25 protein-coding genes and 2 tRNA genes are annotated in these 26406 nt (G+C 66.3%); 2 read left to right on the top strand and 25 right to left on the bottom strand.

Features of this window, described 5'->3' with window-relative positions:
* The first annotated feature begins 11 nt into the window (after positions 1 to 11).
* Complete coding sequence (gene purS, locus EAE28_RS22690; protein ID WP_127110604.1) at positions 12 to 251, top strand: phosphoribosylformylglycinamidine synthase subunit PurS; 240 nt, start codon at positions 12 to 14, stop codon at positions 249 to 251.
* A 233-nt stretch (positions 252 to 484) separates the two neighbouring features.
* On the opposite strand, the gene EAE28_RS22685 is transcribed toward purS, so the two are convergent.
* The 21 genes from EAE28_RS22685 to EAE28_RS22585 form a co-directional block, all read right to left on the bottom strand.
* Positions 485 to 847, bottom strand: a complete 363-nt coding sequence (locus EAE28_RS22685) for a hypothetical protein (RefSeq protein WP_127110602.1) — start codon at positions 845 to 847, stop codon at positions 485 to 487.
* Positions 848 to 921: 74 nt separating this feature from the next.
* Positions 922 to 2571, bottom strand: a complete 1650-nt coding sequence (recN, locus tag EAE28_RS22680; protein WP_127110600.1) for a DNA repair protein RecN — start codon at positions 2569 to 2571, stop codon at positions 922 to 924.
* An 18-nt stretch (positions 2572 to 2589) separates the two neighbouring features.
* Entirely contained in the window at positions 2590 to 3435 is an 846-nt protein-coding gene (locus EAE28_RS22675) for an outer membrane protein assembly factor BamD (RefSeq protein ID WP_127110676.1), read from the bottom strand.
* A gap of 181 nt (positions 3436 to 3616) precedes the next feature.
* Positions 3617 to 4531, bottom strand: coding sequence for a UDP-3-O-acyl-N-acetylglucosamine deacetylase (gene lpxC, locus EAE28_RS22670; protein ID WP_342773131.1), 915 nt, complete (start codon positions 4529 to 4531; stop codon positions 3617 to 3619).
* A 240-nt stretch (positions 4532 to 4771) separates the two neighbouring features.
* Positions 4772 to 6553, bottom strand: a complete 1782-nt coding sequence (gene ftsZ / locus EAE28_RS22665; protein WP_127110596.1) for a cell division protein FtsZ — start codon at positions 6551 to 6553, stop codon at positions 4772 to 4774.
* Positions 6554 to 6800: 247 nt separating this feature from the next.
* On the bottom strand, positions 6801 to 8135 hold the full coding sequence (gene ftsA, locus EAE28_RS22660; protein WP_127110594.1) for a cell division protein FtsA: 1335 nt from the start codon (positions 8133 to 8135) through the stop codon (positions 6801 to 6803).
* A complete protein-coding gene (locus EAE28_RS24285) occupies positions 8132 to 9415 on the bottom strand; it encodes a cell division protein FtsQ/DivIB (protein WP_246022573.1) in 1284 nt (427 codons plus the stop codon). Before EAE28_RS24285 ends, ftsA begins: the two co-directional genes overlap by 4 nt.
* Positions 9403 to 10281, bottom strand: a complete 879-nt coding sequence (locus EAE28_RS22650) for a D-alanine--D-alanine ligase (RefSeq protein WP_246022568.1) — start codon at positions 10279 to 10281, stop codon at positions 9403 to 9405. Before EAE28_RS22650 ends, EAE28_RS24285 begins: the two co-directional genes overlap by 13 nt.
* A gap of 134 nt (positions 10282 to 10415) precedes the next feature.
* Positions 10416 to 11342: a UDP-N-acetylmuramate dehydrogenase gene (gene murB, locus EAE28_RS22645; RefSeq protein ID WP_246022576.1), complete on the bottom strand. Its 927-nt coding sequence runs from the start codon at positions 11340 to 11342 to the stop codon at positions 10416 to 10418.
* A gap of 232 nt (positions 11343 to 11574) precedes the next feature.
* Positions 11575 to 11880, bottom strand: a complete 306-nt coding sequence (locus tag EAE28_RS22640) for a hypothetical protein (protein WP_127110588.1) — start codon at positions 11878 to 11880, stop codon at positions 11575 to 11577.
* A 64-nt stretch (positions 11881 to 11944) separates the two neighbouring features.
* On the bottom strand, positions 11945 to 13354 hold the full coding sequence (gene murC / locus EAE28_RS22635) for a UDP-N-acetylmuramate--L-alanine ligase (protein WP_127110586.1): 1410 nt from the start codon (positions 13352 to 13354) through the stop codon (positions 11945 to 11947).
* 8 nt (positions 13355 to 13362) lie between these two features.
* Positions 13363 to 14475 carry a UDP-N-acetylglucosamine--N-acetylmuramyl-(pentapeptide) pyrophosphoryl-undecaprenol N-acetylglucosamine transferase gene (locus EAE28_RS22630; protein WP_127110584.1) on the bottom strand — a complete coding sequence of 371 codons (1113 nt, stop codon included), beginning with the start codon at positions 14473 to 14475 and terminating at the stop codon, positions 13363 to 13365.
* A 2-nt stretch (positions 14476 to 14477) separates the two neighbouring features.
* On the bottom strand, positions 14478 to 15644 hold the full coding sequence (locus tag EAE28_RS22625) for an FtsW/RodA/SpoVE family cell cycle protein (protein ID WP_127110582.1): 1167 nt from the start codon (positions 15642 to 15644) through the stop codon (positions 14478 to 14480).
* A gap of 120 nt (positions 15645 to 15764) precedes the next feature.
* Positions 15765 to 16670, bottom strand: coding sequence for an EamA family transporter RarD (gene rarD, locus EAE28_RS22620; RefSeq protein ID WP_127110580.1), 906 nt, complete (start codon positions 16668 to 16670; stop codon positions 15765 to 15767).
* Positions 16671 to 16724: 54 nt separating this feature from the next.
* A complete protein-coding gene (gene murD, locus EAE28_RS22615) occupies positions 16725 to 18113 on the bottom strand; it encodes a UDP-N-acetylmuramoyl-L-alanine--D-glutamate ligase (RefSeq protein WP_127110578.1) in 1389 nt (462 codons plus the stop codon).
* 228 nt (positions 18114 to 18341) lie between these two features.
* Positions 18342 to 18418: transfer RNA gene (locus EAE28_RS22610), tRNA-Asp, on the bottom strand.
* Between the two features lie 385 nt (positions 18419 to 18803).
* Positions 18804 to 18880, bottom strand: a tRNA-Asp gene (locus EAE28_RS22605).
* A gap of 58 nt (positions 18881 to 18938) precedes the next feature.
* On the bottom strand, positions 18939 to 19697 hold the full coding sequence (gene pssA, locus EAE28_RS22600; protein WP_127110576.1) for a CDP-diacylglycerol--serine O-phosphatidyltransferase: 759 nt from the start codon (positions 19695 to 19697) through the stop codon (positions 18939 to 18941).
* Between the two features lie 6 nt (positions 19698 to 19703).
* Positions 19704 to 20414 (bottom strand): phosphatidylserine decarboxylase, encoded by a 711-nt coding sequence (locus tag EAE28_RS22595; RefSeq protein ID WP_246022566.1) that lies wholly within the window; start codon positions 20412 to 20414, stop codon positions 19704 to 19706.
* Between the two features lie 301 nt (positions 20415 to 20715).
* Entirely contained in the window at positions 20716 to 21159 is a 444-nt protein-coding gene (locus EAE28_RS22590) for a GFA family protein (RefSeq protein ID WP_127110574.1), read from the bottom strand.
* Positions 21159 to 21743, bottom strand: coding sequence for a (d)CMP kinase (locus EAE28_RS22585; protein WP_127110673.1), 585 nt, complete (start codon positions 21741 to 21743; stop codon positions 21159 to 21161). Before EAE28_RS22585 ends, EAE28_RS22590 begins: the two co-directional genes overlap by 1 nt.
* Before the next feature lie 94 nt (positions 21744 to 21837).
* Here EAE28_RS22585 and EAE28_RS22580 point away from each other — a divergent pair, with 94 nt between their 5' ends.
* Positions 21838 to 22815 (top strand): MBL fold metallo-hydrolase, encoded by a 978-nt coding sequence (locus EAE28_RS22580; RefSeq protein WP_127110572.1) that lies wholly within the window; start codon positions 21838 to 21840, stop codon positions 22813 to 22815.
* Positions 22816 to 22940: 125 nt separating this feature from the next.
* Here the strand turns inward: EAE28_RS22580 and EAE28_RS22575 are convergent, their stop codons facing one another.
* From EAE28_RS22575 to EAE28_RS22560, 4 genes are read right to left on the bottom strand one after another with little or no spacing between them, the layout of a single operon-like run.
* Positions 22941 to 23435 carry a hypothetical protein gene (locus EAE28_RS22575; protein WP_127110571.1) on the bottom strand — a complete coding sequence of 165 codons (495 nt, stop codon included), beginning with the start codon at positions 23433 to 23435 and terminating at the stop codon, positions 22941 to 22943.
* A 4-nt stretch (positions 23436 to 23439) separates the two neighbouring features.
* The gene (gene aroA / locus EAE28_RS22570; RefSeq protein ID WP_127110569.1) at positions 23440 to 24786 is read right to left on the bottom strand and encodes a 3-phosphoshikimate 1-carboxyvinyltransferase; all 1347 of its coding nucleotides are present in this window, start codon (positions 24784 to 24786) and stop codon (positions 23440 to 23442) included.
* Positions 24787 to 24837: 51 nt separating this feature from the next.
* On the bottom strand, positions 24838 to 26082 hold the full coding sequence (gene chrA / locus EAE28_RS22565; protein WP_127110567.1) for a chromate efflux transporter: 1245 nt from the start codon (positions 26080 to 26082) through the stop codon (positions 24838 to 24840).
* Entirely contained in the window at positions 26064 to 26336 is a 273-nt protein-coding gene (locus EAE28_RS22560; RefSeq protein WP_127110565.1) for a hypothetical protein, read from the bottom strand. Before EAE28_RS22560 ends, chrA begins: the two co-directional genes overlap by 19 nt.
* Between the last annotated feature and the right edge of the window lie 70 nt (positions 26337 to 26406).

Below are 26406 nucleotides of genomic sequence, written 5' to 3'. Positions count from 1 at the left end.
GGGACGATCCTATGAAGGCGCGCGTGCATGTGATGCTGAAAACCGGCGTTCTGGACCCCCAGGGCGAAGCCATCCGCCACGCTCTGGGCGCTCTGGGCTTCGCCGGGGTCGAGGGCGTCCGTCAGGGCAAGATGATCGAACTGGATCTGACCGAGACTGACCGCGAGGCTGCAGAAGCGGCGGTCAAGGCGATGTGCGACAAGCTGCTCGCCAACACGGTGATCGAACGCTACGAGATCGAACTGCTCTAAGCGCAGCGCGGGATCACGGATCGGACAAAGGGGGGCTTTCAGCCCCCCTCTTCGCTTTCAGCGAATTCACCCCCTGAGGATATTTGAAGAGCAAAGAAAGCGCGGTTAACCCTTCGTTAACGCCCCTCTTTGCTCCGTAAGTATCCCGGGGGGCGGGCCGGAACGGCCCGGTGGGGGGCAGCGCCCCCCGCGCGCGATGAGGGGGCTCGATGCCCCCGAAGCGCGCCGCCTGCTTACAGCGTCATGATCCGCGCCGAGGCCGTGTCATAGGCATAGCTGCAGCGCACCTGCAGGCTCTGCCCGCTGCGGTCGACATCCAGCATCACATCGCGCGACACGGCCATGCCATCGGCCCCTGTCACCTCATGCGTCCCCACGACCCCCTGCACGTTGAAGCCCGCGTTGCTGCCCGCCGCCATGCAGGCCTGCTCGGCGTTGCTTGACGCGGGGGCCATCGTCGTCGGCCCTGCGCTGATCGGCTCGGACATCCCGCCGCCGCCCAGATGAGGCATCCGCCCCCGCATGTCGGGCATTTCCCCGCAACCCGCCAGCGTCAACCCGGCCAATACCGCGCCTGTCGTGATGATCTTGTTCATTGTCCCTGCTCTCCAGCGTTTTTGACCTAACGCGCGAAACAGGCACCAGTTCCCCGATCCCTGCCGCCGCCGGCTCAGGCGCCGATAAGCGCCCGCGCCGCGCCGCGCGCTGCGTCGGTGATGGTATCACCCGAGAGCATGCGGGCAATCTCATCCACGCGTTGATCGGCGGAAAGCGGCATCACATCGCTGAGGGTCTGGCCATCCTTCACGCGCTTTTCAACGCGCCAATGGTGCGCACCCAGCGCCGCGACCTGCGGCGAGTGAGTCACGACCAGCACCTGCGCCCCCTCGGCCAGCGCCCGCAGACGCCGACCGACGGCATCGGCTGTCGCCCCGCCCACACCCCGGTCGATCTCGTCGAAGATCATCGTCACGCCGGTGACACCCCGGCTCAGGCAGACCTTCAGCGCCAGCAGGAACCGCGACAACTCACCGCCCGAGGCGATCTTGTTCAGCGCCCCCGCCGGTGCACCAGGGTTGGTGGCAACCTCGAAGCTGACCGCATCGGCACCCTCGGGCCCCGGATCCGCCGGGGTCAGCACGGTCTGGAACACCGCGCGCTCCATCTTCAGCGGTGCCAGTTCAGCCGCCATCGCCTCATCCAGCGCCTTGGCCGCCCCACGCCGCAGCGCGGTCAGCGCATCGCAGGCTGCATCGTAGCGCGCCCGTGCTGCGGCCTCGGCCTGTGCCAGCTTGGCCACGCCATTGTCGCCCGCATCCAGCGCTTCCAGCCGCTCGCGCAGACCGTCGGCATGGGTGCCCAGATCATCGGCCTGCACACCGTGCTTACGGGCCAGCGCACGCAGGGCGAAGAGCCGCTCTTCGACCCGCTCCAACTCACCCGGATCCGTGTCCAGCGCGCCCAGACAGGCCTCGACCCCCGCCGTCGCCTCGGCCAGTTCGCCCATCGCGCGACCCAGCGCCTCGATCGCCGCGTCCAGCCGCCCCTCGACGCCGTCCGCCGCGTCCTCAAGCCAGCGCAGCGCGTCAAGTGTCAGGCGCTCGACCCCATCCTCGCCCAAGGCGGCGCGGGCCCGGTGGATGTCGCCGGTCAGGCGCACGGCGGCCTGCATCAGGCGGCGGCGACTGTCGAGGACGGCCTCTTCACCCGGTTGCGGGTCCAGCTGGTCCAGTTCCTTGACCGCGTGACGCAGAAAGTCTTCCTCGGCGCGCAGCGTGTCAAGCCGCGCCGCCGCGCCCTCACGGGCGCGCCGCGCCTCGGCCAGCGCGCGCCAGTGGCCACGCACCTCGGCCAGCAGGGTCTCGGCCCCGGCATAAGCATCGAGCAACTGGCGGTGGCCGCGCGGGTTCAGCAGCCCGCGGTCGTCGTGCTGGCCATGCAATTCGACCAGCGTTTCCGACAGCAGCCGCAACACCTCGCCCGAGGCGCGGCGGTCATTGATCCACGCCGTCTTGCGCCCCTCGGCGGTGTTCACACGGCGCAGGATCAGGTCGTCTTCAAAGGGAATACCGGCCTCGGCCAACACCGCGCGTCCGGGATGATCCTCGGCCAGTTCGAAAACCGCCTCGACCTCGCCCTGCGCAGCCCCTTGACGGACCAGTTCCGCCCTGCCCCGCCAGCCCAGCACAAAGCCCAGACTGTCGAGCAGGATCGACTTGCCCGCCCCGGTCTCGCCGGTCAGCACATTGAGCCCCGGATGAAACTCCAGGTCCAGCCGCTCGATCAGCAGCATGTCGCGGATCGCGAGGCTACGCAGCATGGAGGCTATCCTATCGGATCAGATCCACTCGCCGCGCACTGTCCGGCGATAGATCTCGCTCAGCCAGCTCTCGCCCGAGGCTTCATCGGTCAGACCTGCGCTCGACAGCAGACGGAAGCTGTCCTCGTAGAACGGGTTCGAACGGAAGTTGTGGCCCAGAATGGCCCCCGCCGTTTGCGCTTCACCGCGCAGACCCAGCGCGAGATACGCCTCGACCAGACGGTGCAGGGCTTCGGGGGTCTGGCTGGTGGTCTGGTAATCCTCGACCACCACGCGGAAACGGTTGATCGCCGACTGATAGTTGCCGCGCGCCAGATAATAGCGCCCGATCTCCATCTCTTTGGCGGCCAGACGGTCAAAGGCCAGATCGAATTTCAGCACCGCCGAGCGGGCATATTCGGTGTTCGGGTATTGCTCGATCACGTAGCGCAACTGCGTCAGCGCCTGAAAGGTCAGGCCCTGATCGCGGCCCACGTCTTCAATCTGATCGTAATAGGTCAGCGCGACGATATAGGCAGCCCAGGCCGCATCGGGATCGCCGGGGTACTGATCAAGGAAACGCTGCGCGGTGGCGCGCGCTTCTTCATATTGCTGGTCACGGTGCAGCGCATAGGCCTGCATCACGATCGAACGGCGCGCCCAGTCGGTATACGGGTAAAGGCGCTCGACCTCGCGGAAATAGCGCAGCGACGCATCCGTGCGTGCGCTGTTTTCCAACACGTATTCACCGCGGGCAAAGATCTCTTCTGCGGTGAAGGCGTCCAGCGGCTCATCCGCGCCGACGTTATTGGAGCATGCCGACAGCGCCAGAACCAGCGCCCCCGTCACCGCCAGCGAAGCGTATTTGCGCCCGGTGCCGCCCATGCCGTCCCTCATCTTTCACTTCAACAATGCGGGCCATGGTCGCGCCATCGCTCCGAATCCCACCCACCCCTCTTGGGGGCTTCAGGGCGTCTGTTAGCACGTTTGCCAAACGCACGCAAAACGGCAATGCAGGGAAAATCGCGCGGCGTGTCGGGGAGTTGACGGCTGCGCGGAGCCTTGCTCAGGCCGCAGGCAGCAGGTCGGCGGCGCAGACCCCGGCGCCCGGCATCGAATGCGCCTGCTCGCTGTCCACGGTGACCCATTCCCAGGCCAGCGGATCAGCCATCAGCGCCCGCACCAGACGGCCCGTGACGGTATGTCCCGCCCGGTGGCCGATGTAGCGGCCCAGAATCGGCGCACCGGCGACAGCCAGATCGCCCATCGCATCGAGCATCTTGTGGCGCACCGGCTCATTGGCGCGGCGCAGGCCGCCGGGGCTGAGAACAGCGTCGCCCTCAACCACCACGGCATTCTCATAGGTGCCACCCAGCGCCAGCCCGTTGGCGCGCATGAAATCGACATCCGCCTGACGGCAGAAGGTGCGGCAATTGCTCAGCTCACGCACGAATGTGCCATTGCGCAGTTCCAGATCATAAACCTGATGGCCGATGGCCGCATCGGGGAAGTCGATCTCGAACGCGATCGACAGCGAATCCGCCGGCTCCAGTCGGGCCCAGGCGTCGTTCATGCGCACTTCGACAGGCTTGAGCACCCGGATCGCGCGCAGCGGTGCGTTCAGCGTGGTAAAGCCAGCCGCGACAAAAGCCGCGACATAGGCACGCGACGACCCGTCAAGGATCGGTACTTCCGGCCCGGTCAGCGTCACCAGCGCATTGTGGATACCGCAGCCCGCAAAGGCCGCCATCAGATGTTCGATGGTTGCCACAGTCGTGCCATGATCGTTGCCGATCTTCGTGCACAGATTCGCCTCGATCAACGCATCCGGCGTTACCGCCACGCGACGCGCCGCGACCGGCAGATCCAGATCGAGGCGCTCGAACACGATGCCATGCCCGGCCGGGGCCGGGTACACCGTCAGCGTCACGGCATCGCCTGAATGCAGGGCGGTACCGTCGAAGCGCGTAAGAGTGGACAAAGTGGTCTGCACGAGGGGTCCTCGGGACGTTAGGCATATCTTCACAGGGTATCTATGGAGCGAGCCTTCAGAGGTAAAGTCACGCTTTGTAACACGATGTAACAGACAGATCACCGCTGCGCGACATTCCGCGCACGTAAAGTGAACAGGTCTAAATGCCTTGAAAACAAAAGAAAAGAACCGGCTCTCGCCGGTTCTTTACGTCTTGGTCATCGGTGCGATGTGATCACCACCGTGATCTTAATTCGCCTGACGACGCAGGAACGCCGGGATCTCGATCTGATCCTGAGCGCGGTGATGCGGGTCATCATCATAGGCCTGAACAGCAGGCTGCTGGCGCACGGCGCGGGCCGTCTGTTCACCATGACCACCATGCGAGGCCTGCGCGCCGGTCATCCGGTTGATCAGGCCACCGACAAGACTGCGGCGCTGTTCGGGCTGCTGGGCAACTGGCTGCGGCGCGGGCGCCGGGACCGGGCGACGCTGGGTCGCCTGCTGCTCGGGCTGCTTTTCGACCACACGACGCAGACGGGCCAGAACCTCGGGCGACGGCTCACCGACTGGGCGGCTGGGCCGCGGCGCGGTGTATTGCGCTTCGGGCTGTTGCTGCACGGGTTGCTGCTGAACCGGCTGCTGTTGCACCGGGGGGGCCATGCGGGCCGGCTGCGGTGCCGGGCGCTGCTGGGCGCGCGGCTGTTCGCGCAGGATGTCTTCCAGGAAGAAATCGTCCTGCACCGGTGCCGGAGCGGAAGGCGCTTCACGCATCTGCTCGTGACGCGGTTCCTGGCGCTGTTCGTGACGGGGTTCTTCGCGATAGGCGGTCTGCTGACGCGGCTCGGGCTGCGGCTCGTAGCGCGGCTCATAAGCCTGTTCGTCATACTGCGGCTCATAGGCAGCCTCTTCGTAGCGCTCTTCGCGATACTGCGGCTCCTGCGGCGCTTCGAACATCGGCGGCTCATAGGCGGCGGGCTCTTGCACCGGTGCCGGAGCAACCGGAGCGGCCTCAACCGTGAGCGGCTCGGCCAGACGACGCCGCGGGACTTCAACGGTCTGCTCGCGCGCTTCGATGCCGGTCGCGACGACCGAGACACGGATCGCGCCTTCCATCGTTTCGTCCAGCGTCGAGCCGACGATGATGTTGGCCTCGGGATCGACCTTTTCGCGGATCAGGTTGGCGGCTTCGTCCAGTTCGAACAGGGTCAGATCGTGGCCACCGGTGATGTTGATCAACACACCCTTGGCACCATGCAGGCTGATCTCGTCCAGAAGCGGGTTGGCAATTGCCTTTTCAGCGGCCTGACGCGCGCGGTCTTCGCCGGTCGCTTCGCCCGTGCCCATCATGGCTTTGCCCATCTCGTCCATCACCGCGCGAACGTCGGCGAAGTCGAGGTTGATCATGCCCGGACGGACCATCAGATCGGTCACACCCTTGACGCCCTGATAGAGCACGTCATCGGCCAGCGCGAAGGCTTCGGTGAAGGTCGTACGCTCGTTCGCCAGCCGGAACAGGTTCTGGTTGGGGATGATAATCAGCGTGTCGACGACCTTTTGCAGCTCTTCGACGCCCTCTTCGGCCTGACGCATGCGCTTGGCGCCTTCAAAGGCGAAAGGCTTGGTCACGACGCCGACGGTCAGGATGCCCATCTCACGCGCGGCATGCGCGATGATCGGCGCCGCGCCCGTGCCCGTGCCACCCCCCATACCGGCGGTGATGAAGCACATATGCGCGCCGGTCAGATGATCCATGATCTCTTCGAGCGTCTCGGCAGCGGCGGCAGCCCCGACCTCGGGGCGCGCACCGGCCCCCAGACCTTCGGTCGCCTGCACACCCAGCTGAACCCGGATCGGCGCGCGCGACTGCTGAAGCGCCTGCGCATCCGTGTTGGCGACGACGAAATCAACGCCCTCGAGGTTCTGCTCGATCATGTTGTTGACGGCATTCCCGCCCGCTCCGCCCACACCGAAAACGGTGATCCGCGGAGTCAAATCTTTCTTCTCGGTCGCGATAAAGGTGAGTGCCATGCCTGTCCGCCTGTATTTTTCTGCCGGATTTTCCGGTCCGATGTGCTCGGGTTCGTCATCCGGTCGTTGGTGATTTGCCAGATTTATAACAATCTTAACCCGGCTGCGACTCCTCGTCATCAAAAAAACGAATCGGAACAGACAACTGGGCGATTTCCGTGCGGGAAATCGCCTGTCGCCGGGCGCAGACGCCTGAATTCAGAGCAAATTTATTGGGCTTTTCGGCGCACACGGGCTGTCGAAAGGCTTACCAGTTATCGCGGAACCACTTCATCGCGCGCTTGAGGGGACGCGCCGCAAAGCGCTGTGCGGGAATGTCGAAATCCCACCATTCGTCCTGCGGATGCGCCGCAAACTGGCACAGCCCGACGATGGCGGCATATTCCGGCCCGGTCGCGGCCTGCGGCAGCCCCGGCACGCGGATCGGACGGCCCAGCCGCACCTGCGGCCCCAGAATGCGCGAGGCCATGCCGTCCAGTCCCGGCACCTGGCTGCCGCCGCCGGTCAGCACGATCTGTTGGCTGGGCAAATGGTCGAACCCGGCAATGTCCAGCCGCGCGCGCACCTCTTCCAGAATCTCGGCCATGCGCGGACGCATGATGCCGATCAACTCGCTGCGCGTCACGGTGCGACGGTCCTTGTCCCAGTCGCCGCTGTCGCCGCCGATCTCGATGCGCTGACGGTCATCCTGACCCGTGGCATGCAAGCCGCCGTAGAAGGTCTTGATCCGCTCGGCGGTCGAATAGGGGATCTGCAAGCCTTTGGCGATGTCGCCGGTGATGTGGTCCCCGCCCAGCCGCACCGCGTCCGAGAAGACCATGTGACCCTTGATGAAAATCGACAGGCTGGTGGTGCCGCCGCCCATGTCGATGGCCGCAGCGCCCAGCTCCTGCTCATCCTCGACCAGCGACGACCGGCCGGCCACATAGGACGCAGCGGCCAGCCCGGCGACTTCGACGTCGCAGCGCTTGAGGCAATGCACAAGGTTCTGCACGACATCCGTATCGACGCTGAGCAGATGCATGTCGCAGCCCAACTGCCGCCCCGCCTGACCGCGCGGATCGGCCAGACCTGAGCGGTGATCAAGCATGAAGTTCACCGGCTGTGCGTGCAGCACTTCGCGGCCCGAGCCCAGATCCGGCACCAGACAGCTGTCGAGCACCTGCGCGATGTCATTTTCGGACACGCGCTCGGACTCCAACTCAACCAGACCCTCCAGCCCGTAGCTGCGCAGATCCCCGCCCGAGAAGGTCAGGATCGCATGATCTACACGGGTCTGCGCCATCTTCTGCGCGTTCTGCAACGCGGTGCGCACAGCGCGCTCGGTCTCGCGCATTGCCGCGATCTCGCCAAAACGCACCCCGCGCGAGCAGGTCGTGCCCGCCCCGATCACCCGGAACGCCGCCTGCCCGGCCATCGCGCCGACGCCCGAGCCTTCGCGCGGGCCGTCGGACACGCCGAATTTCAGGATCAGACAGGCAACCTTGTGGGTGCCGATGTCCATCACCGCGATAACGCCCCGCTGCATGGCTTGGCTCCGCATGCTCCGCATGGCGCGCTGCGATTGGTAGAGGTCGGTCATCGTGTGGGGGCTCCTCTTGCCAGGGTGCGGTTTCGGGTCAGTTCGGCCATCGCGTCTTCGGTCAAACGCAGGGTCGGCCGGTCGGGGTTGCGCATGTCGACAACTGTGACATCGCGTGAAAGCAGTTGCTGGGCGCCTTCGGTCATCGCCACGACCAGCTCCAGCGCCGGGACAGCGCCCGTCGCAGGCAGCTGGATACGCTGGTTGCGGTCCAGCACCACATCCCAGCGGCGGTTACCAACGCGGACCAGCCCGCGAATGCGCGGCAGGATCGGCGCGGCCGAGGCCAGCAGCGCGCGGGCTTCGGCGATGGCCTCGGGCGCACCGTCACCGGCAATCAGCGGCAGATCGGCACGGGCCGCACGCGTCGCCAGACGCGCCACGCGGTGCCCGGTCGCATCGACCAGATCCAGCCCGCCGGCATTACGCCAGACCATCGCCGGCACGCGCTCGGTCACGCGCACTTCCAGCACGCCGCCGGTGCGGACCTGTAGCCAGGCGCGCTCGACCGCGTCCAGTTCCTCGGCCCGGGCGCGCAACGCCCCCAGATCGAGATCCCAGCTCGACACCGGGAAACTGACCCCCAACATCTGTGCCACCCCCTCGGCCACTTCGGGCGAGCGGGCCTGCACATCCATCGACGAAACTTCGAACATCGGCTGGTTCTGGATCGTGGTCTTGACCCCCTCGACCCACGTCACCAGCGCCGTCCGGTTCTCTTCTTGCGAGAACCATCCCCCGGCAAAGGCAGCGATCAGCATCACCGGCAAGCCGATGCGCACGAAATGCCGCACCATCGGCGTCAGCCACAACCGGTTCAGCCGGTACGACAGACGGCTCGGCGACGGATCGTTCACCGGACCGCGCGGCTCGGCCGCGTCGGGGATCGTCCACTCAAGCGACGCAATCGTTGGCGCTTCGGCCCGGTGGTCAGGCTCCAGCAGATCGGACTCGGGCTGCACGCGGCGCGCAGGCCCCGGCGCCGGACGCACAGGCCCGCGCCCAGTCACCGGCGGTGCAACCGGATCATTCGCGGGCAGCTCCGCACGGCGCGGCGCGCGCGCGTGGCGCTCGGCGTCGGGCAGCGGCGGCCAAGAATATTCCGGCATCTCATCGGGCCATTGCGCGGGCATCGGCTTGGCCGCCCGCAACACCCGCCCCGCCGCAACCGGCGGCGGCATCATTTCGTGGCGGTCGGGCCATTCACGCTGGCTGGTGTCGGCGCGACGCGGCGTGGCATCGACCCGCTCGCCCCGTGCATCCCGGATCACCGTTGACATGAGGCATCCTCGACCAACCAGCGCATCAGCTCGGGAAAGCTGATGCCGCAATACGCGGCCTGCTCGGGGCTGAGCGATGTCGGCGTCATGCCGGGCTGGGTGTTGGTCTCCAGCAGCACCAACCCTTCCAGGCCGCGCGTCTCGTCCCAGCGGAAATCGGTGCGGCTCAGGCCCCGGCACCCCAGCGCCTGATGGGCACGCAACGCATAGTCCATGCAGGCATCGAAAATCTCTTGCGGCAGCTGCGCCGGGATCACATGCGACGAGCCGCCGGGCTTGTATTTCGCGTCGTAATCATACCAGCCCTCGGTCACGATATCCGTCACCGTCAGCGCCCGGTCGCCCAGCACGCTGGTCGTCATCTCGCGCCCCGGCGCATAGGCTTCGACCATCACCACCTCGGGCATGGCGTCATCCAGCTGCGGCGGGCCGTTGTTCTCTTCCATCACCAGCCAGACGCCGACCGATGAGCCTTCGTTGAAGGGTTTGACCACATAGGGCGGCGGCAGCACATGCCGCGCGCGCACCTCGTCCTTGCAGGCCAGACGGCTCTCGACCACTGGCAACCCGGCGGCGCGGTACGTGTCCTTGGTGCGCTGCTTGTCCATCGCCAGAGCCGAGGCCAGCACGCCAGAATGCGTGTAGGGGATCTTCAGCCATTCCAGCAGACCCTGCACACAGCCGTCTTCGCCCCAACGCCCGTGAAGGGCGTTGAACACGACATCCGGCTTCATCGCGATCAGCTTCTCAGCCAGATCGCGGCCGGCATCGACCTCAACCGTTGTGAATCCGGCCTCCCGCAGCGCGATGGCGCACATGTGCCCCGACGACAGGGAAACCTCGCGCTCAGCCGAGGGTCCGCCCATCAAAACCGCTACTGTAGGGGGCGTCCTGCTCGACGTGCCCACCAACTCTGCCTCTCGTGGGGCTTTTTGCCCCATTTTTATACGTGGAGGGCTGCTCAGGCCCCTTGATCCACGGTGCCGGGTCTATCGCCCGGTCAGTCCTGCGACGGGGCTGCTTCGCCCAACCGCATGATTTCCCATTCTAGCGTAATCCCGCTGTTTTGGAACACCCTTTTTCGGACCTCCTCACCCAGTCCCTCCAGATCGGCGGCCGACGCCCCCCCGGTGTTGACCAGAAAATTCGCGTGCATCGGCGACATCTGCGCCCCGCCCCGCGTCGCGCCGCGCATGCCAGCCGCGTCGATCACAGACCACGCCTTGAGGTCATGAACGTCATCGGCCCTACCGGTAGAGCTGAACCCCGCCGGATTGCGGAAGGTCGACCCCGCCGTGCGGTCCTTTGTCGGCTGCGAGGCATCGCGTTTTGCCAGCTGTTCGTCCATCCGCGCGGCCAACGCAGCGGGTTCCCCCTGTGGCGCATTGAACACGGCTTCGACGATCACCCAGCCGTCGGGCAACGTCGTCTGGCGGTATTGCATCGCCAGTTCAGCCGCTTTGAGGCTGCGCGCCTCGCCGTTCCGCGTGATCACCCGCACCGACTCGAGCCGGTCGGCGACATACTGCCCGTAGCAACCCGCGTTCATCCTGACCGCGCCGCCGATGCTGCCCGGAATGGTGCGCAGGAAGGTCAGATCGCGCCCCGCCTCTGCCGCCTTTCGCGCCACATGCGCGTCGAGCGCCGCCGCGCCTGCAAAGACCTGTCCGCCCTCGACCCGGATGCCGTTGAACCCGCGTCCCAGCCGGATCACCACCGCCCGTATGCCGCCATCGCGCACGATCAGGTTCGATCCCACGCCCATCGGGAACACCGCCACATCAGCGGGCAATGCCGCCAGAAACGCCGCCAGATCCTCTTCATCCGCCGGTTGAAACAGCCAATCTGCCGGCCCACCAACGCGCAGCCATGTCAGATCGGCAAGCGCCCGATTGGGGGTCAGCGCGCCGCGGGGGGTGTAGCTCAGTTCTTTCACGCAATGGCCTCATTCGTCGGAACCAGCGCTTCACAAACGCGTTCCTTCTGCAAAACACTCATAAAAGCGGTAAACATTATGCAAACCCTCCACCCAGTTTTGCGCGCAGCGATGCCCACTCTCGTTGCGGCAGCGGTCGCTTGCTCTGTCGTTCTTATCGGCCTGAATGCCGGTGTCTATGATGGCCGGCTCATGGCCGTGGCCGTCGTCATCGGCCTGTCAGTCAACGCCGCTCTGGATCTGTGGCGCGTCTGGCAGCAGCGCGTGCCCGTCGCCGCCCAAACCACGCAAGCGCGCCAACCGCTGTCGTCGCCAGCGCCATAGGGGCGAGCAACAGCGCGCCCACGATGGTATAGCCCATGCCATCCCATCCCTGCTGCCCCGCGCCGATCAGCAGCGATACCGCCGCCGCCACAGCCAAAGCCAGCCCGCCGATCATCGCGGCGCGCGGCGAGGCGAACCGCGCCAACAGACCGCCCAGGATGCCCCCGCAACACAGCGCGCCAAAACCAAAGACCAGTATTTCCATGCGTCCTCCTCAGGTTGCCGTTGGCTGAGTATGCCCGGCTCCCCCTTAAAAACAAGGCAGACGCTCACCCCTCGGCCAGCCGCCCCGGCAGCGCCTGCGCCCAGGCGCTGATCGTCCCGGCGCCCAGACAGACCACCATGTCACCCGGTTGCGCCTCGGCCCGCACCAATGCCTCCAGATCCGCCTCGCGCAGAAGCGCGTGGGCGGATTTGTGGCCATGCGCCGTGATCGCCGCGACAAGGCTGTCGCGATCCGCCCCGGCAATCGGCTCTTCGCCCGCCGAATAGACCTCGGCGATGGCCACGACATCGGCACCGTCAAAACAGGTGGTGAAGTCAGAGAAAAGCGCGCTCAGCCGCGTGTAGCGGTGCGGCTGGTGCACGGCGATCACCCGCCCCGTGCCCCCCAGCGCCTGCCGTGCGGCCTTGATAACAGCCGCAATTTCCACCGGATGATGGCCGTAATCGTCGATCACCGTGACGCCGTTCACCTCACCGACCCGCGTAAACCGCCGCCCGACCCCGGCGAACCCGGCCAATGCGGCGCGGATGGCGTCGTCGCTCATCCCCAGATGCAGCCCCACCGCCACCGCGCTCAGCGCGTTCGACACGTTATGATCACCCGGCATCGGAAGTGTCAGACTTTCAATTTTCCGACATTCGGCACCATGTCCCAGCGCAATATCGAAAACGGCCTGTCCCTTTTCGTACCTTAGCCCCTCAGCCCGCACGTCAGCACGGGCGTTGAAACCAAAGGTCACAACCCGCCGGTCATGCACCCGTTCGGCCAGCGCAGCGACTTCGGCATGATCCGTACACAGCACCGCCAATCCATAGAACGGAATACCCTGCACAAAGCGGTCGAACCCGGCGCGCAGGGCGTCGAAGCAGCCCCAGTGTTCAAGATGTTCCGGGTCGATGTTGGTCACCACGGCAATCTGCGTCGGCAACAGGTTGAACGAGCCGTCGCTCTCATCCGCCTCGACCACCATCCACTCGCCCGCCCCAGCCCGCGCGTTCGAGCCGTACGCGTGGATCACCCCGCCGTTGACCACCGTCGCATCGAACCCGCCCGCGTCCAGCATCGCCGCCATCATCGTGGTGGTCGTCGTCTTGCCATGCGTCCCGGCGATGGAAATATTGCGCCGCAAGCGCATGAGTTCGGCCAACATTTCCGCCCGCCGCACCACCGGCAGACCCAGACGCCGCGCCTCGGCCATCTCGGGGTTGCTGGGCTTGATGGCGGTCGAGGCGACGATCACCGCCGCCCCCGCCACGTGCGCCGCATCATGCCCGACATGAATCACCGCACCCAGACCGGCCAGCCGTTCGGTGATCGCACTGCCCTTGGCGTCCGAGCCCTGTACGGCGAAGCCCTCGCCGAGCAGGATTTCGGCGATACCGGACATGCCGATCCCGCCAATGCCGATGAAATGGATCGGGCCCAGACCCGGCGGAAGCATCAAGCGCGTCATCGGAACTCTCAGTGTTCGGGGGGACCGGCGAGGCGCTCGGCCAGATCGGCCAGCGCCATCGCAGCGTCGGGCAAGCCCAGCCGCGTCGCGGCGCGCGCCATGCGCGCGGCAGCCTGCGGGGTGGTCAGGATCGTCGAAATCGTCGCCGCCAGCGCCTCGGGCGTGAACATGCTTTCGGGCATCAACACCGCCGCCTCGGCCTCAACCAGACCGCGCGCGTTGGCCTCCTGCTCACCGCGGATCGCGGCGGCATAGGGCACCAGAATCGACGGCCGGCCGATCACCGTCAGATCCGCCACCGTCGACGCGCCCGAGCGTGAAATCACCAGCTGCGCTTCGGAAAACCGGCGCGGGATGTCAGCGAAGAACGGCTCGACCTCGGCCGGAATGCCCGCGGCCTCATAGGCCGCCGCCACCCGGTCCAGATCCTCGGGTCGCGCCTGATGCGCCACGCGCACATGCTGGCGCAGACTGTCAGGCAAACCGGCGAGCGCCGCCGGCACCACGTCCGACAGGACGCGCGCGCCCTGAGAGCCGCCAATGATCACCAGCGACATCGGATAATTGCCCGGCTCGATATAGGGCGACGCCGCGCGTTCACGCACCGCGCCCCGCACCGGGTTGCCGATCTGGTGCCCGGCAACGCCCTTGGGCAGTACCGTCGGCCAGGTGCCGCAGGCGACAGCCGAAACACGCTTGGCGAACAGCTCATTCACCCGGCCCAGCACGCCGTTTTGTTCGTGGATCAGCCGTGGAATGCGCAACACGGTCGCTGCTGTCAGGGCCGGGATCGACGGATACCCGCCGAACCCCGCCACCACAGCGGGCCGGTCGGAAACCATGCCCGCGACCGCCTTGACCACGCCGCCCAGAATACGAAAGGGCACCGCCAGCTTCGCCACCGCGCCACCGCGCGCAAAGGTCGCCGAGCCGACGACGCGGCGCTCGACCGCATCGGGAAACCCGCCCGCGTACCGCGCGCCGCGCGCGTCGGTAGACAAAACGACGCGCCAGCCGCGCGCCAGTAGCTCTTCGGCCAATGCCTGCGCCGGGAACATATGCCCCCCGGTCCCACCTGCCGCGATGACCGCAAGCGGGGCCTTTCCTGCCGGGTTAGCCATGATTATCGCCCCCGTGTTTGCATCAGATCGCCGATTTCACCCTGCGGCCGTGTGCGCGTCAAGGCCAGCAGCATGCCCACCATCAGCCCCATCGCCAGCAGCGACGAGCCGCCCTGACTGACAAACGGCAGCGTCATCCCCTTCGCAGGCAGCAGCCGCACGGCCACGCCCATGTTGATCATCGCCTGCGCCGAGATCATCGCCACCAGACCGGTTCCGGCCAGCCGGATGAACGGATCGCGCTCACGCGTCAGGCGCGACAGGGCGCGCAGGCAGATCACCGCGTAAAGCGTGATGATGATCAACACCATCATGAAGCCGTATTCCTCGGCCGCGACGGCGATCACAAAGTCGGTATGCGCATCGGGCAGCTGCCATTTCACCTGCCCTTCGCCCACGCCCAGCCCGAACAACCCGCCCTCTTGAATGGCCGAGGTCGCATAGCCCAGCTGTGAGCGTGCATCCAGCTCCGACGACAGAAAGGCGTCAATCCGGCGCGCGAAGTGCTCCGAGAACATATAGGCGACGAACCCGCCGCTCACCGCCGCGGCGGCCAGCCCCAGAATGATCACGATCGACGCGCCCGAGACGAAATACATCGCACCCCAGCCAAACAGCACCAGCACCGACTGGCCGAAATCCGGCTGGATCACCAACAGACCGACGGTGGTCAGCACAACGCCCAGCGACAGCAGCCGACCCGGCGGTCCGTTCAGATCCTGCCCCGCCGCCAGCAGCCAGGCGGCCGTCACCGCCAGACAGGGTTTGACAAATTCCGACGGCTGGACGCTTGTGAACCCAAGGCTCAGCCAGCGCACGGCGCCCTTGCCAAAGTCGGTGCCGATCACGGGCAACGCCAGCAGCGTCGCAAATCCAAGGCCAAAGCCCAGCACACCCCATCGGCGGATCGTTTCTGGATTACGCATCGAGACGAAGAGCATCACTGTGACGCTCAGACCCGCGTAGATCGCGTGTCGCTCGAAATAATGGAACGGGGGCAAATGGTTGCGCGCGGCCAGCGGCGGCGACGAGGCCAGAGCCAGCAGCAATCCAACTGCGACAAGCAACAGGACGCTCGAAATCGTCCAACGATCTACCGTGCGCCACCAACGCGACAGCACCGGCTCGCCCACATGGGCGGGCATGCTGCCATGAACCATTTCCGTCATGGGGGTCTGCTCACTTTGCCTGTTATAAGCCCGTTTGCCGGGTCTTCAGGCAAGAATAGCGCGAATGCGGAATCTTGGCCAGAGACTTGCGATCACATCGGCGAGTCTCGGCGTTGCGGATCAGCGGCGGCGGCGCAATGTGTCGATGGTATAGACCACCAGAGCCGCCCAGATCATCGGAAACGCGATCAGCTTTGCCCCGTCGAACGTCTCGCCGAACACCCACACGGCCGCCAGAAACACCAGCGTTGGCACGATGTATTGCATCAACGCCATCGTGCTCAGCGTAAGCCGTTTCGCCCCGTTGGCATAAAGCATCAGCGGCACCGCTGTGATCACACCCGCGCCCATCAGCAATGCGGTCAACCCAGCACCCGCGTACCCAAAGCTCATCGAGCCTTGCGACCACAGCCACGCCAGATAGGCCAGCGCCACCGGGCTGAGCAGGATCACCTCCAGCGTAAACCCTTGATTTGGCCCGATCGGCAGCGCGCGCTTGAAAAAAGCATACAGCCCCCAACTGCCCGTCAACGCCAAGGAAATCAGCGGCAGACGCCCCGCCTCGACTGTCAGGACAACCACCGCCGCGACGGCCAGCGCCACGGCCAGCCCTTGCCACAGGCTCAACCGCTCGCGCAGGAAAACGGCGGCCAGAAAGACCGAGAACAGCGGGTTGATGTAATAACCCAGCGCCGCGTCCAGGACCTGATCGGTCTGGATCGCGTAAAGGTAAACGCCCCAGTTCACCGTCACCAGCATTGCGGTCAGCCCGGCCATGGCCAGCAGCCGCGGCGAGACCAGCGCGCGCCGCAGATCGCCGGTTCGGCCCAGTCCTAACAGGATCATCAGCGCCACTGGCACCGACCAGATCACCCGGTGCGCCAGCACCTCGACCAGCCCGACGCTGTCGAACAACGACAGGTACAGCGGCAGGATGCCCCACAGCAGATAGGCCGAGAGCGCCAGAAGAAAGCCTTTGAGGCTGTCGCCCTCTTCGGCCAGACCCGTTTCCGCCTCAACCGCCATGCGCCCGCCCCTGATTGCCGGAAAATCCGCAGGCTTCACGCCCCGTCCGCCGCCTTAGCGCCCCAGCAGGTCCTGCACAAGCGCTGCAAAAGCCTCGCCGCGTTTCTCGAAATTCGGGTATTGATCAAAGCTTGCCGCGGCTGGGGCCAGCAACACAACATCCCCCGGTTCGGCCTCTTCGGCCGCGCGCGCCACAGCACGCTCCATCGTTTCGCAGATCTCATGCGGCGTGTCGCCCAGCTGAAGCGCAAAGTCGCGCGCCGAGTGGCCGATCATATAGGCCTTGCGCACCGCGCCCAGATGCGGGGTTAGCGCGGCAATGCCGCCCTCTTTGCCCAGACCGCCGGCAATCCAGCGGATCTTGGGGAATGCCTGCAGCGCCTTGGCCGCCGAGTCCACATTCGTCGCCTTGGAATCGTTGACGAAAGCCACGCCATCCTTTTCGCCAATCAGCTGGCTGCGATGCGGCAGGCCTTGGAAGCTCGCCAGCCCCGCCTCAATCTGACGCGGGGCCAATCCCAATGCGCGCACGGCTGCGTAGGCGGCACAGGCGTTCTGGTGGTTATGAGCACCCGGGAGTCCCGCCATCGGCCGCAGGTCAATCGAATGCGCCTGTTTGCCGCCGCGCCATTCCGACAAGAACCCCTTGCGCGCCGAGACTGACCAGCCCGGCCCGTTCAGTTTTTGCCCTGACGACACCCGGATCACCCGCGTATCATCGACGCTTTGCGCCAGTTGGGTGGCCAGGTATTGCCCCTCCACCTCATCAACGCCAATCACCGCCCGTGCGGGTGCTCCCTCGGTGAACAGCCGCTTTTTGGCAGCGAAATAGCCGCCCATACCACCGTGGCGGTCCAGATGATCGGGGCTCAGATTGGTGAACACCGCTACATCCGGGGCCAAGCGACGCGCAAGGTCGGTCTGGTAGCTGCTAAGCTCCAGCACCACCACGCCCCCCTCGCCCGGCAATTCGATCGACAGCACACCTGTCCCGATGTTGCCCGCCATCCGCACATCGCGTCCCGCCACCGTCAGCAGATGCGCAATCAGCGCGGTGGTGGTCGATTTGCCGTTCGAGCCGGTGACGCAGATCACCTTGGGCGGCTCATCGCGATTCTCAAGCGACTGGAAGAACAACGATATATCATTGTCCACCGGCACACCGGCCGCCAAGGCGGCTGCGATCACCGGATGCGGCGCGGGATACAGATGCGGGATCCCCGGCGAGGTGATCAGCGCATCCAGCCCCTCGACCGTGCCCTGCTTGGTCAGATCGACCGTGCCGTAGCCCTCGGCATTCGCCTTGTCGCGTGCCTCGGGGCTGTCATCCCAGGCGCAGACCTCGGCTCCGCCCTCCATCAGCGCCGCACAGGTCGCCAAACCCGACCGTCCCAGCCCCAACACGCCCACGCGCAGCCCCTGGTATCCCTCGACAGCGATCATGTTCGTCCCCGACTAGCCGTTTCGCCCGCACGCTATCCCAGCGTCGGATCAAGCGAAAGGTCTGCCCTGCGGGGCTGCGGCTGCCAGCTGTTTGAAACGTCCTCCTTTCTATACGCAAGCGTCACCCAAGGCTAAGGCCCGACGGTTAAGAATGCGTTGAAGGAAGAAGGATCCCAGAACGAAAAAATCCCCCCAGAGGGGAGGATTATCATTCAAATCTAAGGAAAGTGGCGCGGTTGACGGGGCTCGAACCCGCGACCCCCGGCGTGACAGGCCGGTACTCTAACCAACTGAGCTACAACCGCGCGATGAGGGTGATCTATGGGGTCCGGCGCAGGGCGTCAAGCGCGAAAACGGCAAAACTTGCGCAAAGTTTTCTGACGTCGCGGTCCCACACGCCCGACAGCCCTGGTGCATGCCAAACCCCGGCCATGACTGGATAATTCCTGCGATTGCGCTGCAACTAGACGCCCATGGCCCTGCCCTGTCGGCCTGCAACCATGGCGCGGGCTTGGCGGTGCGAGAGCCCCGGGTCCACAGCGTCCCCGACAGTCCCCGGTCGAACGTGGGACGGGATCGTAGGTCCGTCGACGCAGCCGCGCACAACGCGCGCCATACCTTTGATTTTACGCAACCCAGCGGGAAACAGCGCAAAAAGAAAGGCCCCATAAGGGGCCCTGAGGAAGAAAGTGGCGCGGTTGACGGGGCTCGAACCCGCGACCCCCGGCGTGACAGGCCGGTACTCTAACCAACTGAGCTACAACCGCGCATGAGGGGTGCAATACCGACACCCATCGGTGAGGTCAAGCGCCTATGTGACGGTTTTTACGCCAACGCACGACGGTCGCGCCAACTGCCCCAGGCCAGCACCACCAGATAGGCCAGATCGGTCAGCACCAGCACAGTCCACGGCTTGGTCGCCAAAGCGCCGGCAAAAACCGCGACGCCTACCAATACCAGCACCGCGCGCTTGCGCGGCACGCGCCAGGCCTTGGGCGACGGGGTTGGCAGGCGCGAGATCATCAACAAACCGATTGCCGCCATATAGAGCGACGACAGCACCGGCCAATGTTCGGTCTGAACCCAGCCTGAAAGCGAAAGATAGACCGGCAACAGCCCCAACAGCGCCCCGGCGGGTGCCGGAACCCCGATGAAATGCGCCCGGCCCGGCGGTGGCGGCGCGTTGCGGTTCACGTTGAAACGCGCCAACCGCAGGCAGGCGCACAGCACGTAAACCAGCACCAAAAGCCAGCCGGTGCCCGGCCAGTCCTGCGCAACGAAGTGAAAGACGAAGATCCCCGGCGCGACCCCGAAGCAGACGAAGTCGCTGAGCGAATCAAGCTCGGCTCCGAAATGGCTGGACGCGTTCAGCTTGCGCGCCAACAGCCCATCCATCCCGTCCATCAAGGCCGCCAGAACGATCAACGCCGCGGCGGTCTGATACCAGCCGTCCAGCGCGTAGCGAATCGAGGTCAGTCCGGCGCACAGCCCCAGCAATGTCACCAGATTGGGGATCAATTGCACCAGCGGCAGCGAGCGGCGGTCCGCCACCTCGCCGTCATCGTCAAGGCGTGGCTCATCCATCATCGCTCAACGCACCTCGGCCAGACGTGCAGGCTCGCCCAGCATCAGGTCCGCCAACACCGTTTCGCCCGCAACCATGGTTTGGCCAAGAGAGACCATGGGTTGCACGCCCTCGGGCAGGTAAACATCCAGACGGCTACCGAATCGGATCATGCCGAACCGTTCGCCGGCCTCCAGAACCGCGCCGGGCTTGACGTCACAAACGATGCGCCGCGCCACCAGTCCGGCGATCTGCACCACGGCGATCTGCCGCCCGTCGGCGATCCGCACCGCGACCGAGTTGCGCTCGTTATCGGCGCTCGCCTTGTCCAGCGAGGCATTGAAGAACTTGCCGGGACGATAGCTGACCGCCGTGATTTCACCAGCGATCGGCAGGCGGTTCACGTGGCAATTGAACACATTCATGAAGACACTGACGCGGGTCATCGGCGTTTCGCCCATGCCCAGCTCGACTGGCGGCACCGCCGGTTCGATCAGCGAGATGACGCCGTCCGCCGGGCTGATGATCAGCCCGCTGCGCTGCGGCGTATAGCGGTCAGGATCACGGAAGAAATAGTAGCACCAGATGGTGAGCACCACGCCGACCCAACCCAGTGGCTGCCAGATCAGGAACAACACCAACGTCACGGCGGCGAACAGCCCGATAAACGGATAGCCTTCGCGGTGAACCGGCTTGATCACCGTAGAAAGCATGGAATCGTGCGAGAGGTCGGGCATCGGGTCTCCTGTGGGCTGGCGCTTGCACCGCTATAGCCTGCATTGGGGGGCAAGGGAAAGCTCGGCGACAGCAGGGTCTTGCCTCAGAGAACGTGTCAGGTGCCGATCGAGTTCCCCGCCGTCGCGTCCCATCGTTTTGCCGGCGAACACCGGGGGCACAGCCAGTGCCGCGGCCGTCGCAGCGGGTCACGCAACCGGGGCCGGGCAGGATCGCTGCGTCGTGCAACCTTGAACGTGCCGACAGGCAGCCCGCCGTTCTCAACCCGCCGGAACCTCCGCGCCCTGCTGCCCCGCCTAAGCGTCAGCCGCTCAAACCGCGTCCATCCAAACCGCTCTCATCTTCGATCTCTCGCCAACCCTCTACGCTATCAGGGCTTTCCCGGTTCCGCGGTATCTGAACCATGTCCGGAAACTCCGGCAACCATGGTAACCGACGCACAGTCCAAAGCTCATACTGCGGCACCAAGGACTCAGCCGCCTCCATCGCGCCCAGATGAAGGTCGATCTCATCGCCGCTTTGCGCAAACACCGACGAGCCGCAGCGCGGACAGAAATGCCGCCCCTCATAGGACTTGGTCTCTCCAGCGACCGTCACCGCCGCCTGCGCAAAGATCGCCGCCGCGAAAAACAGCGTCCCGTGATGCCGGCGGCAATCGAGGCAATGGCAGATCCCCACGCGCACAGGCTCGCCCAGCGCCGTCACGCGCACCTCCCCGCACAGGCACCGCGCGGTCCACCCTCCCATCAGCCCAGCCGCGCCGCCACCAGCGTCGCCGCCTGCGCCACGGCCTCGTCGATGCTCAGCGCCGACGTATCAACCCGCACCGCATCGGCTGCCGGTCTCAGCGGAGCGTCGGCCCGGCCCATATCCCGCTCATCACGCGCGACCACTTCGGCCAACACCTGCGCCGCATCGCCGCCCACCTCCAGCCAGCGCCGATGCGCCCGCACCTCGGCACTGGCGGTGACGTACAGCTTCACCTCCGCCTCAGGGCAGATCACCGTCCCGATATCGCGCCCGTCCAGCACCGCCCCGCCCTCACGCCGGGCGAAGTCGCGCTGAAACTGCGTCAGCGCCGCGCGCACGGCGGGAATGGCCGCGACCCTGCTCGCCGCTTCGCCCGCCGCGAGGCTGCGCAAATCATCCCGCGCCAGATCCTCCGGCGTCAGGCCCTGCGCCGCCGCCACCGGATCGCCGCCTTTGGCCCCGACCGCCCGGTACAACAGCCCCGTATCCAGATGCGCCAACCCGAAGCGGTCGGCCAAAGCCTTGCTGATCGTTCCCTTGCCCGCCGCCGCCGGGCCATCCACTGCGACTGTGAAGATCATCATCACCCTCATTCGTTTCGATTTGCCTAACGCAGCCCCTGCGCGGTTGAAACCCCCGGTGCCAGCCCAATATAGCACCAACAGGAGGGACCACATGCCCCGCAACCCCTATTACGCCGGCCCGATCACCGACCATTTCGACGGCACGCGGTTTTTCAACCCGCAGGGTCAGGGCCCGACCGGCATTCGCGATGCGCTGCGCTGGCAGTTCGGCGGCACCCGCCAGAAATGGCCCAAACGCCTCCCCGCGCCCGCGACGGCCCGGCCCGAGCCCGCCGTAGACGATCTGACCATCACCATGGTCGGCCACGCCACCCTGCTCATCCAGACCGCCGGGCTCAACCTGCTCACCGATCCGGTCTGGTCACCGCGCGCCTCACCGACCCAGCTGGCCGGTCCGCGCCGGGTCATCGACCCCGGGATCGGCTTTGACGATCTGCCGCGCATCGACGCGGTGCTGCTCAGCCACAACCATTACGACCACCTCGACCTCGCCACCCTCAAACGCCTCAAGGCCGCGCATGATCCGGTGGTCATCACCCCTCTTGGCAATGACACCATCCTGCGCCCTACCGGCCTGCGCTGCCTGACCGGCGACTGGGGCGAGAGTGTCTCGCTCGGCCCGCTCAGCGTCGATTTCGAACCCTGCCACCACTGGTCGGCGCGCGGCACCCGCGACCGCTCCATGGCGCTCTGGGCCAGCTTCGTGATCAAGGGGCCAGCGGGGGCGATCCTGCATATCGGGGACACCGGCTTTGACGGTGGCAAACCCTACGACAGCCTCTCCGCCCGCCACGGCAAGCTGCGCGCCGCCATCCTGCCCATCGGCGCGTACGAGCCCCGCTGGTTCATGCGCGCCCAGCACCAGAACCCGGCCGAAGCCCTGCACGGCTTCCAGCTCTCGGGGGCCAGCTGGGGCATCGGCCACCACTGGGGCACCTTCCAGCTCACCGATGAAGCCCGCGAAGCCCCCCTCGCCGCCCTCGACGAGGCCCTTGCCGAGCAGAACATCCCCGCCGACCGCTTCCGCGCCCTCGCCCCGGGCGAAGCCTGGGCCATCCCGCCAGCCTGAGCTATCAACTTTATGCTGAAAATATCCCACAGGGGGTGAGGCCGAAAGGCCGAGGGGGGCGTGAAGCCCCCCTGCGCGGGCACCGCGCACCGGCGCGAGGGGGCTCGACGCCCCCGAGCACGGCCCTACCCGCGCAGCCGCCGCACACTCTGCCGCACCGCCAGCACCGCTGCCAGCGCCGCAACCGCGAACTTGCTCAAAGTGAACGCACTCCCGCCCCACACATCGCGCGGGTTCACCCAGTCACCGCCGCTGTCGAGCAAACGCTGCACCCACATGTTCTCGCCCCAGTCCAGCGCCACATAGCTCATCGCCACCAGCACGCAGACCATGCCAAAGGCACCCCGGAACGGCCGCATCCACCACATAAAGCACGCGCCCATCAGCGCCGGAAACACCGTATCGACCCAGAAGACCGGGCCTTGATACAGCGCATACCCCGCCGGTCGCAGCGTGTGCAGATAGCTGCGCGTGTCGTGCAGATCATAGCCGAAAACCCGCAGATCGAACGGCAATTGCCCGTCCGCCAAGGCACCCAGCTGTCGACCCAGATACACCGCCAGATAAAGATACACCGCCAGCGTCAGCAGCGGCAGGCCCCAGCTGATCGCGCGGTTCATACGCTTAGCCGTTTGCCCGGCTGATCGCGGCACCCAGCCCCGCCATCAGCGGCTCGAACAACGGGAAGGACGTGGCAATCGGCCCGCCATCATCCACCGTCACCGCCCGCTCCGACACCAGCCCCAGCACCAGAAACGCCATCGCAATGCGGTGATCCAGCCGGCTCTCCACCGTCGCCCCGCCCGGCACCGACGCCATCCCGTGCACGATCAGCGTGTCCTCGTCTTCCTCGATGCGCACGCCGCAGGCTTCAAGCCCGCGCGCCATCGCGTCGATGCGGTCGCTCTCCTTGACCCGCAGCTCTTTCACACCGCGCATTACCGTCGTGCCGCCCGCCAGCGCGGCCACCACCGACAGCACCGGGAATTCGTCGATCATCGAGGCCGCGCGCTCGGGCGGGGTCTCAACCCCCTGCAGCCCCGGCGAAAAGCGCACGCGCAGATCCGCCACCGGCTCACCGCCCTCGACCCGCGGGTTCTCGAACACGATATCCGCGCCCATCTCCAGCAAAGTCACATACAGCCCGTCCCGCGTCGGGTTGCGCGACACGCCCGGCACAGTGATCTCGGACCCCGGCACCAGCAGCGCCGCGCAGACCGGAAACGCCGCCGAGGACGGATCGCGCGGCACCGCCACGCGCTGCCCCACCAGCTCGGGCTGGCCTTTCAGCGTGATCACCCGGCCCTCCGCCGTCTCCTCGACCGTCACCTCAGCCCCGAAGCCGCGCAGCATCCGCTCGGTATGGTCCCGCGTCGCTTCCGGCTCGATCACCACCGTCTCACCCGGCGCGTTCAGACCGGCCAGCAGCACCGCCGATTTCACCTGCGCCGAGGGCATCGGCAGCGTGTAGCGCACCGGCACCGGCTCGTCCGCGCCGACCAAAGTCATCGGCAGACGTCCGCCCTGACGCCCCACCGCCCGCGCGCCAAACAGCGCCAGCGGATCGGTGATGCGCGCCATCGGCCGTTTGTTCAGGCTGGCATCGCCGGTAAAGGTCGCCGAAATCGGCGTCGTTGCCATCGCGCCCATGATCAGCCGCACCCCGGTGCCCGAGTTGCCGCAGTCGATCACCTGCGACGGCTCGGCGAAGCCGCCGACGCCGACGCCTTGCACGGTCCACTCGCCTTGCCCCAGTTGCGTGACCGTCGCCCCAAAGGCCCGCATCGCACTGGCCGTATCGAGCACATCCTGACCCTCCAGCAGCCCCGTCACATGGGTCTCGCCCACCGAAAGCGCACCCAAAATCAGCGCGCGGTGGCTGATCGACTTGTCGCCGGGGATCTGCGCCTCGCCCTTCAGCGGGCCAGAGCGGCGCGCAACCATCGGAATCGGGGTGTCATGGGCGGACATGGGGGAGCCTCCAGCGCAAATTTCGCCCGGGTGATAGCGCAGCCGCTGCGTTCACGCCAGCCCCGCCAGGCGCAACACCACCCCCGCCAGCGCTGCCCCAAGGATCAGCGCCCCCGGCCCGGCTTTCAGCCCGATCGCCGCCAGCAGCGCCAGCGCTGTCAGCCCGGCGGCCCACAGGTCCAGCGTCGCCCAGACCGGCCAGCCGCTTTCGACCTGCCCGAACAGCGCATGGATCGCGAACCACAGCGCCAGATTGGCGATCACGCCGACGACCGCTGCCGTCACCGCCGCCAAGGCCCCGGCCAAAGCGGGGTTGCCGCGCAGCCGCTCGGCATGCGGCGCGCCCGCGAAGATCCATAGAAAACACGGCGCAAACGTCGCCCAGACGCTCACCAGCGCCGCCGCCGTCGCCATCGCCAACCCACCCGCGCCCCAGCCTGCCATGAAGCCGACGAACTGCGTCACCATGATCAGCGGGCCCGGAGTCGTCTCGGCCATCGCCAGCCCGTCCAGCATCTGCGGTGCGGTCAGCCAGCCGAACTGTTCGACCGCCGCCTGCGCCACCCAGGCCAGCACGGCATAAGCCCCGCCAAAGGTCAGCACCGCCATCTGGCTGAAATACACCGCCACCTGGGCCAGCACATGATCGCGCCCCAGCACCAGAACCAGCGCCAACACCGGCCCCAGCCACAGGCCAAGCCAGACCAGCGCCACCTTTGTTGTCGACACCCGTGCCGGGGGCAGCGCGACCGCCTCCCCCTTGGCGGTCAGGAACCCGACCAGCGCCGCCGCCAGCACCACCAGCGGAAACGGCACACCGAACACGAACAACGCGCCAAACGCCGCGACAGCAATCGCCCGCGCGCCCCATGTTTTCAACGCCTTGCGCCCGATCCGCACCAAGGCCTGCGCGACAATCGCAATCACCGCCGCCTTCAGGCCAAAGAACACCCCCTCGATCCAGCCGACATTGCCCGCCAGCACATAGACCCAACTCAGCGCCATGATCGCCACGATGCCGGGCAGCACAAACAACCCGCCCGCCAGCATCCCGCCGCGCCACCCGCTGCGCAGCCAGCCAATGTAGGTGGCCAGTTGCATCGCCTCGGGTCCGGGCAACAGCATGCAGAAATTGAGCGCATGCAGGAACCGCGCCTCATCAATCCAGCCGCGCGTCTCGACCAGTTCGCGGTGCATCAATGCGATCTGACCCGCAGGCCCGCCGAAACTCAGCAGCCCGATCTTCGCCCAGACCGCCACGTCGCGCTCGCCCGCGCTCACCGTTTGACCGTCCATGTCTGCAGCTCGCCCCGTGCGTCGCGCGCCCGGCGATAGCGCGCGTCAGAAGCCACCTCGGCCGCGTCAGGCTGCGCCAGATCATCGGTGTGCATCCGCGACCGGCCCAGCGAGACGCCCAGCAACCCGGCGACCTCGGGCACACGATCAGGGTGCGCGGTATCGGCCCAGCGGAAAACCCTGATCACCGGCGCGCGCGGCGTGCCGATCAGCGTTAACGAGGGGTCTGGTAAAGAGGCATGCGGCGCCAGCATGGGCGTTCCCTCATGGTTGATGACTTGGAACGCGGTATTTCGGCTGGGGACTCGTGACGAAATCGCCCCC

The sequence above is a fragment of the Pararhodobacter zhoushanensis genome, assembly GCF_003990445.1.
Taxonomy (GTDB): Bacteria; Pseudomonadota; Alphaproteobacteria; order Rhodobacterales; family Rhodobacteraceae; genus Pararhodobacter; species Pararhodobacter zhoushanensis.
Note: the sequence above shows the minus strand (reverse complement) of the source record. Positions and strands in the feature narration are given on the sequence as shown.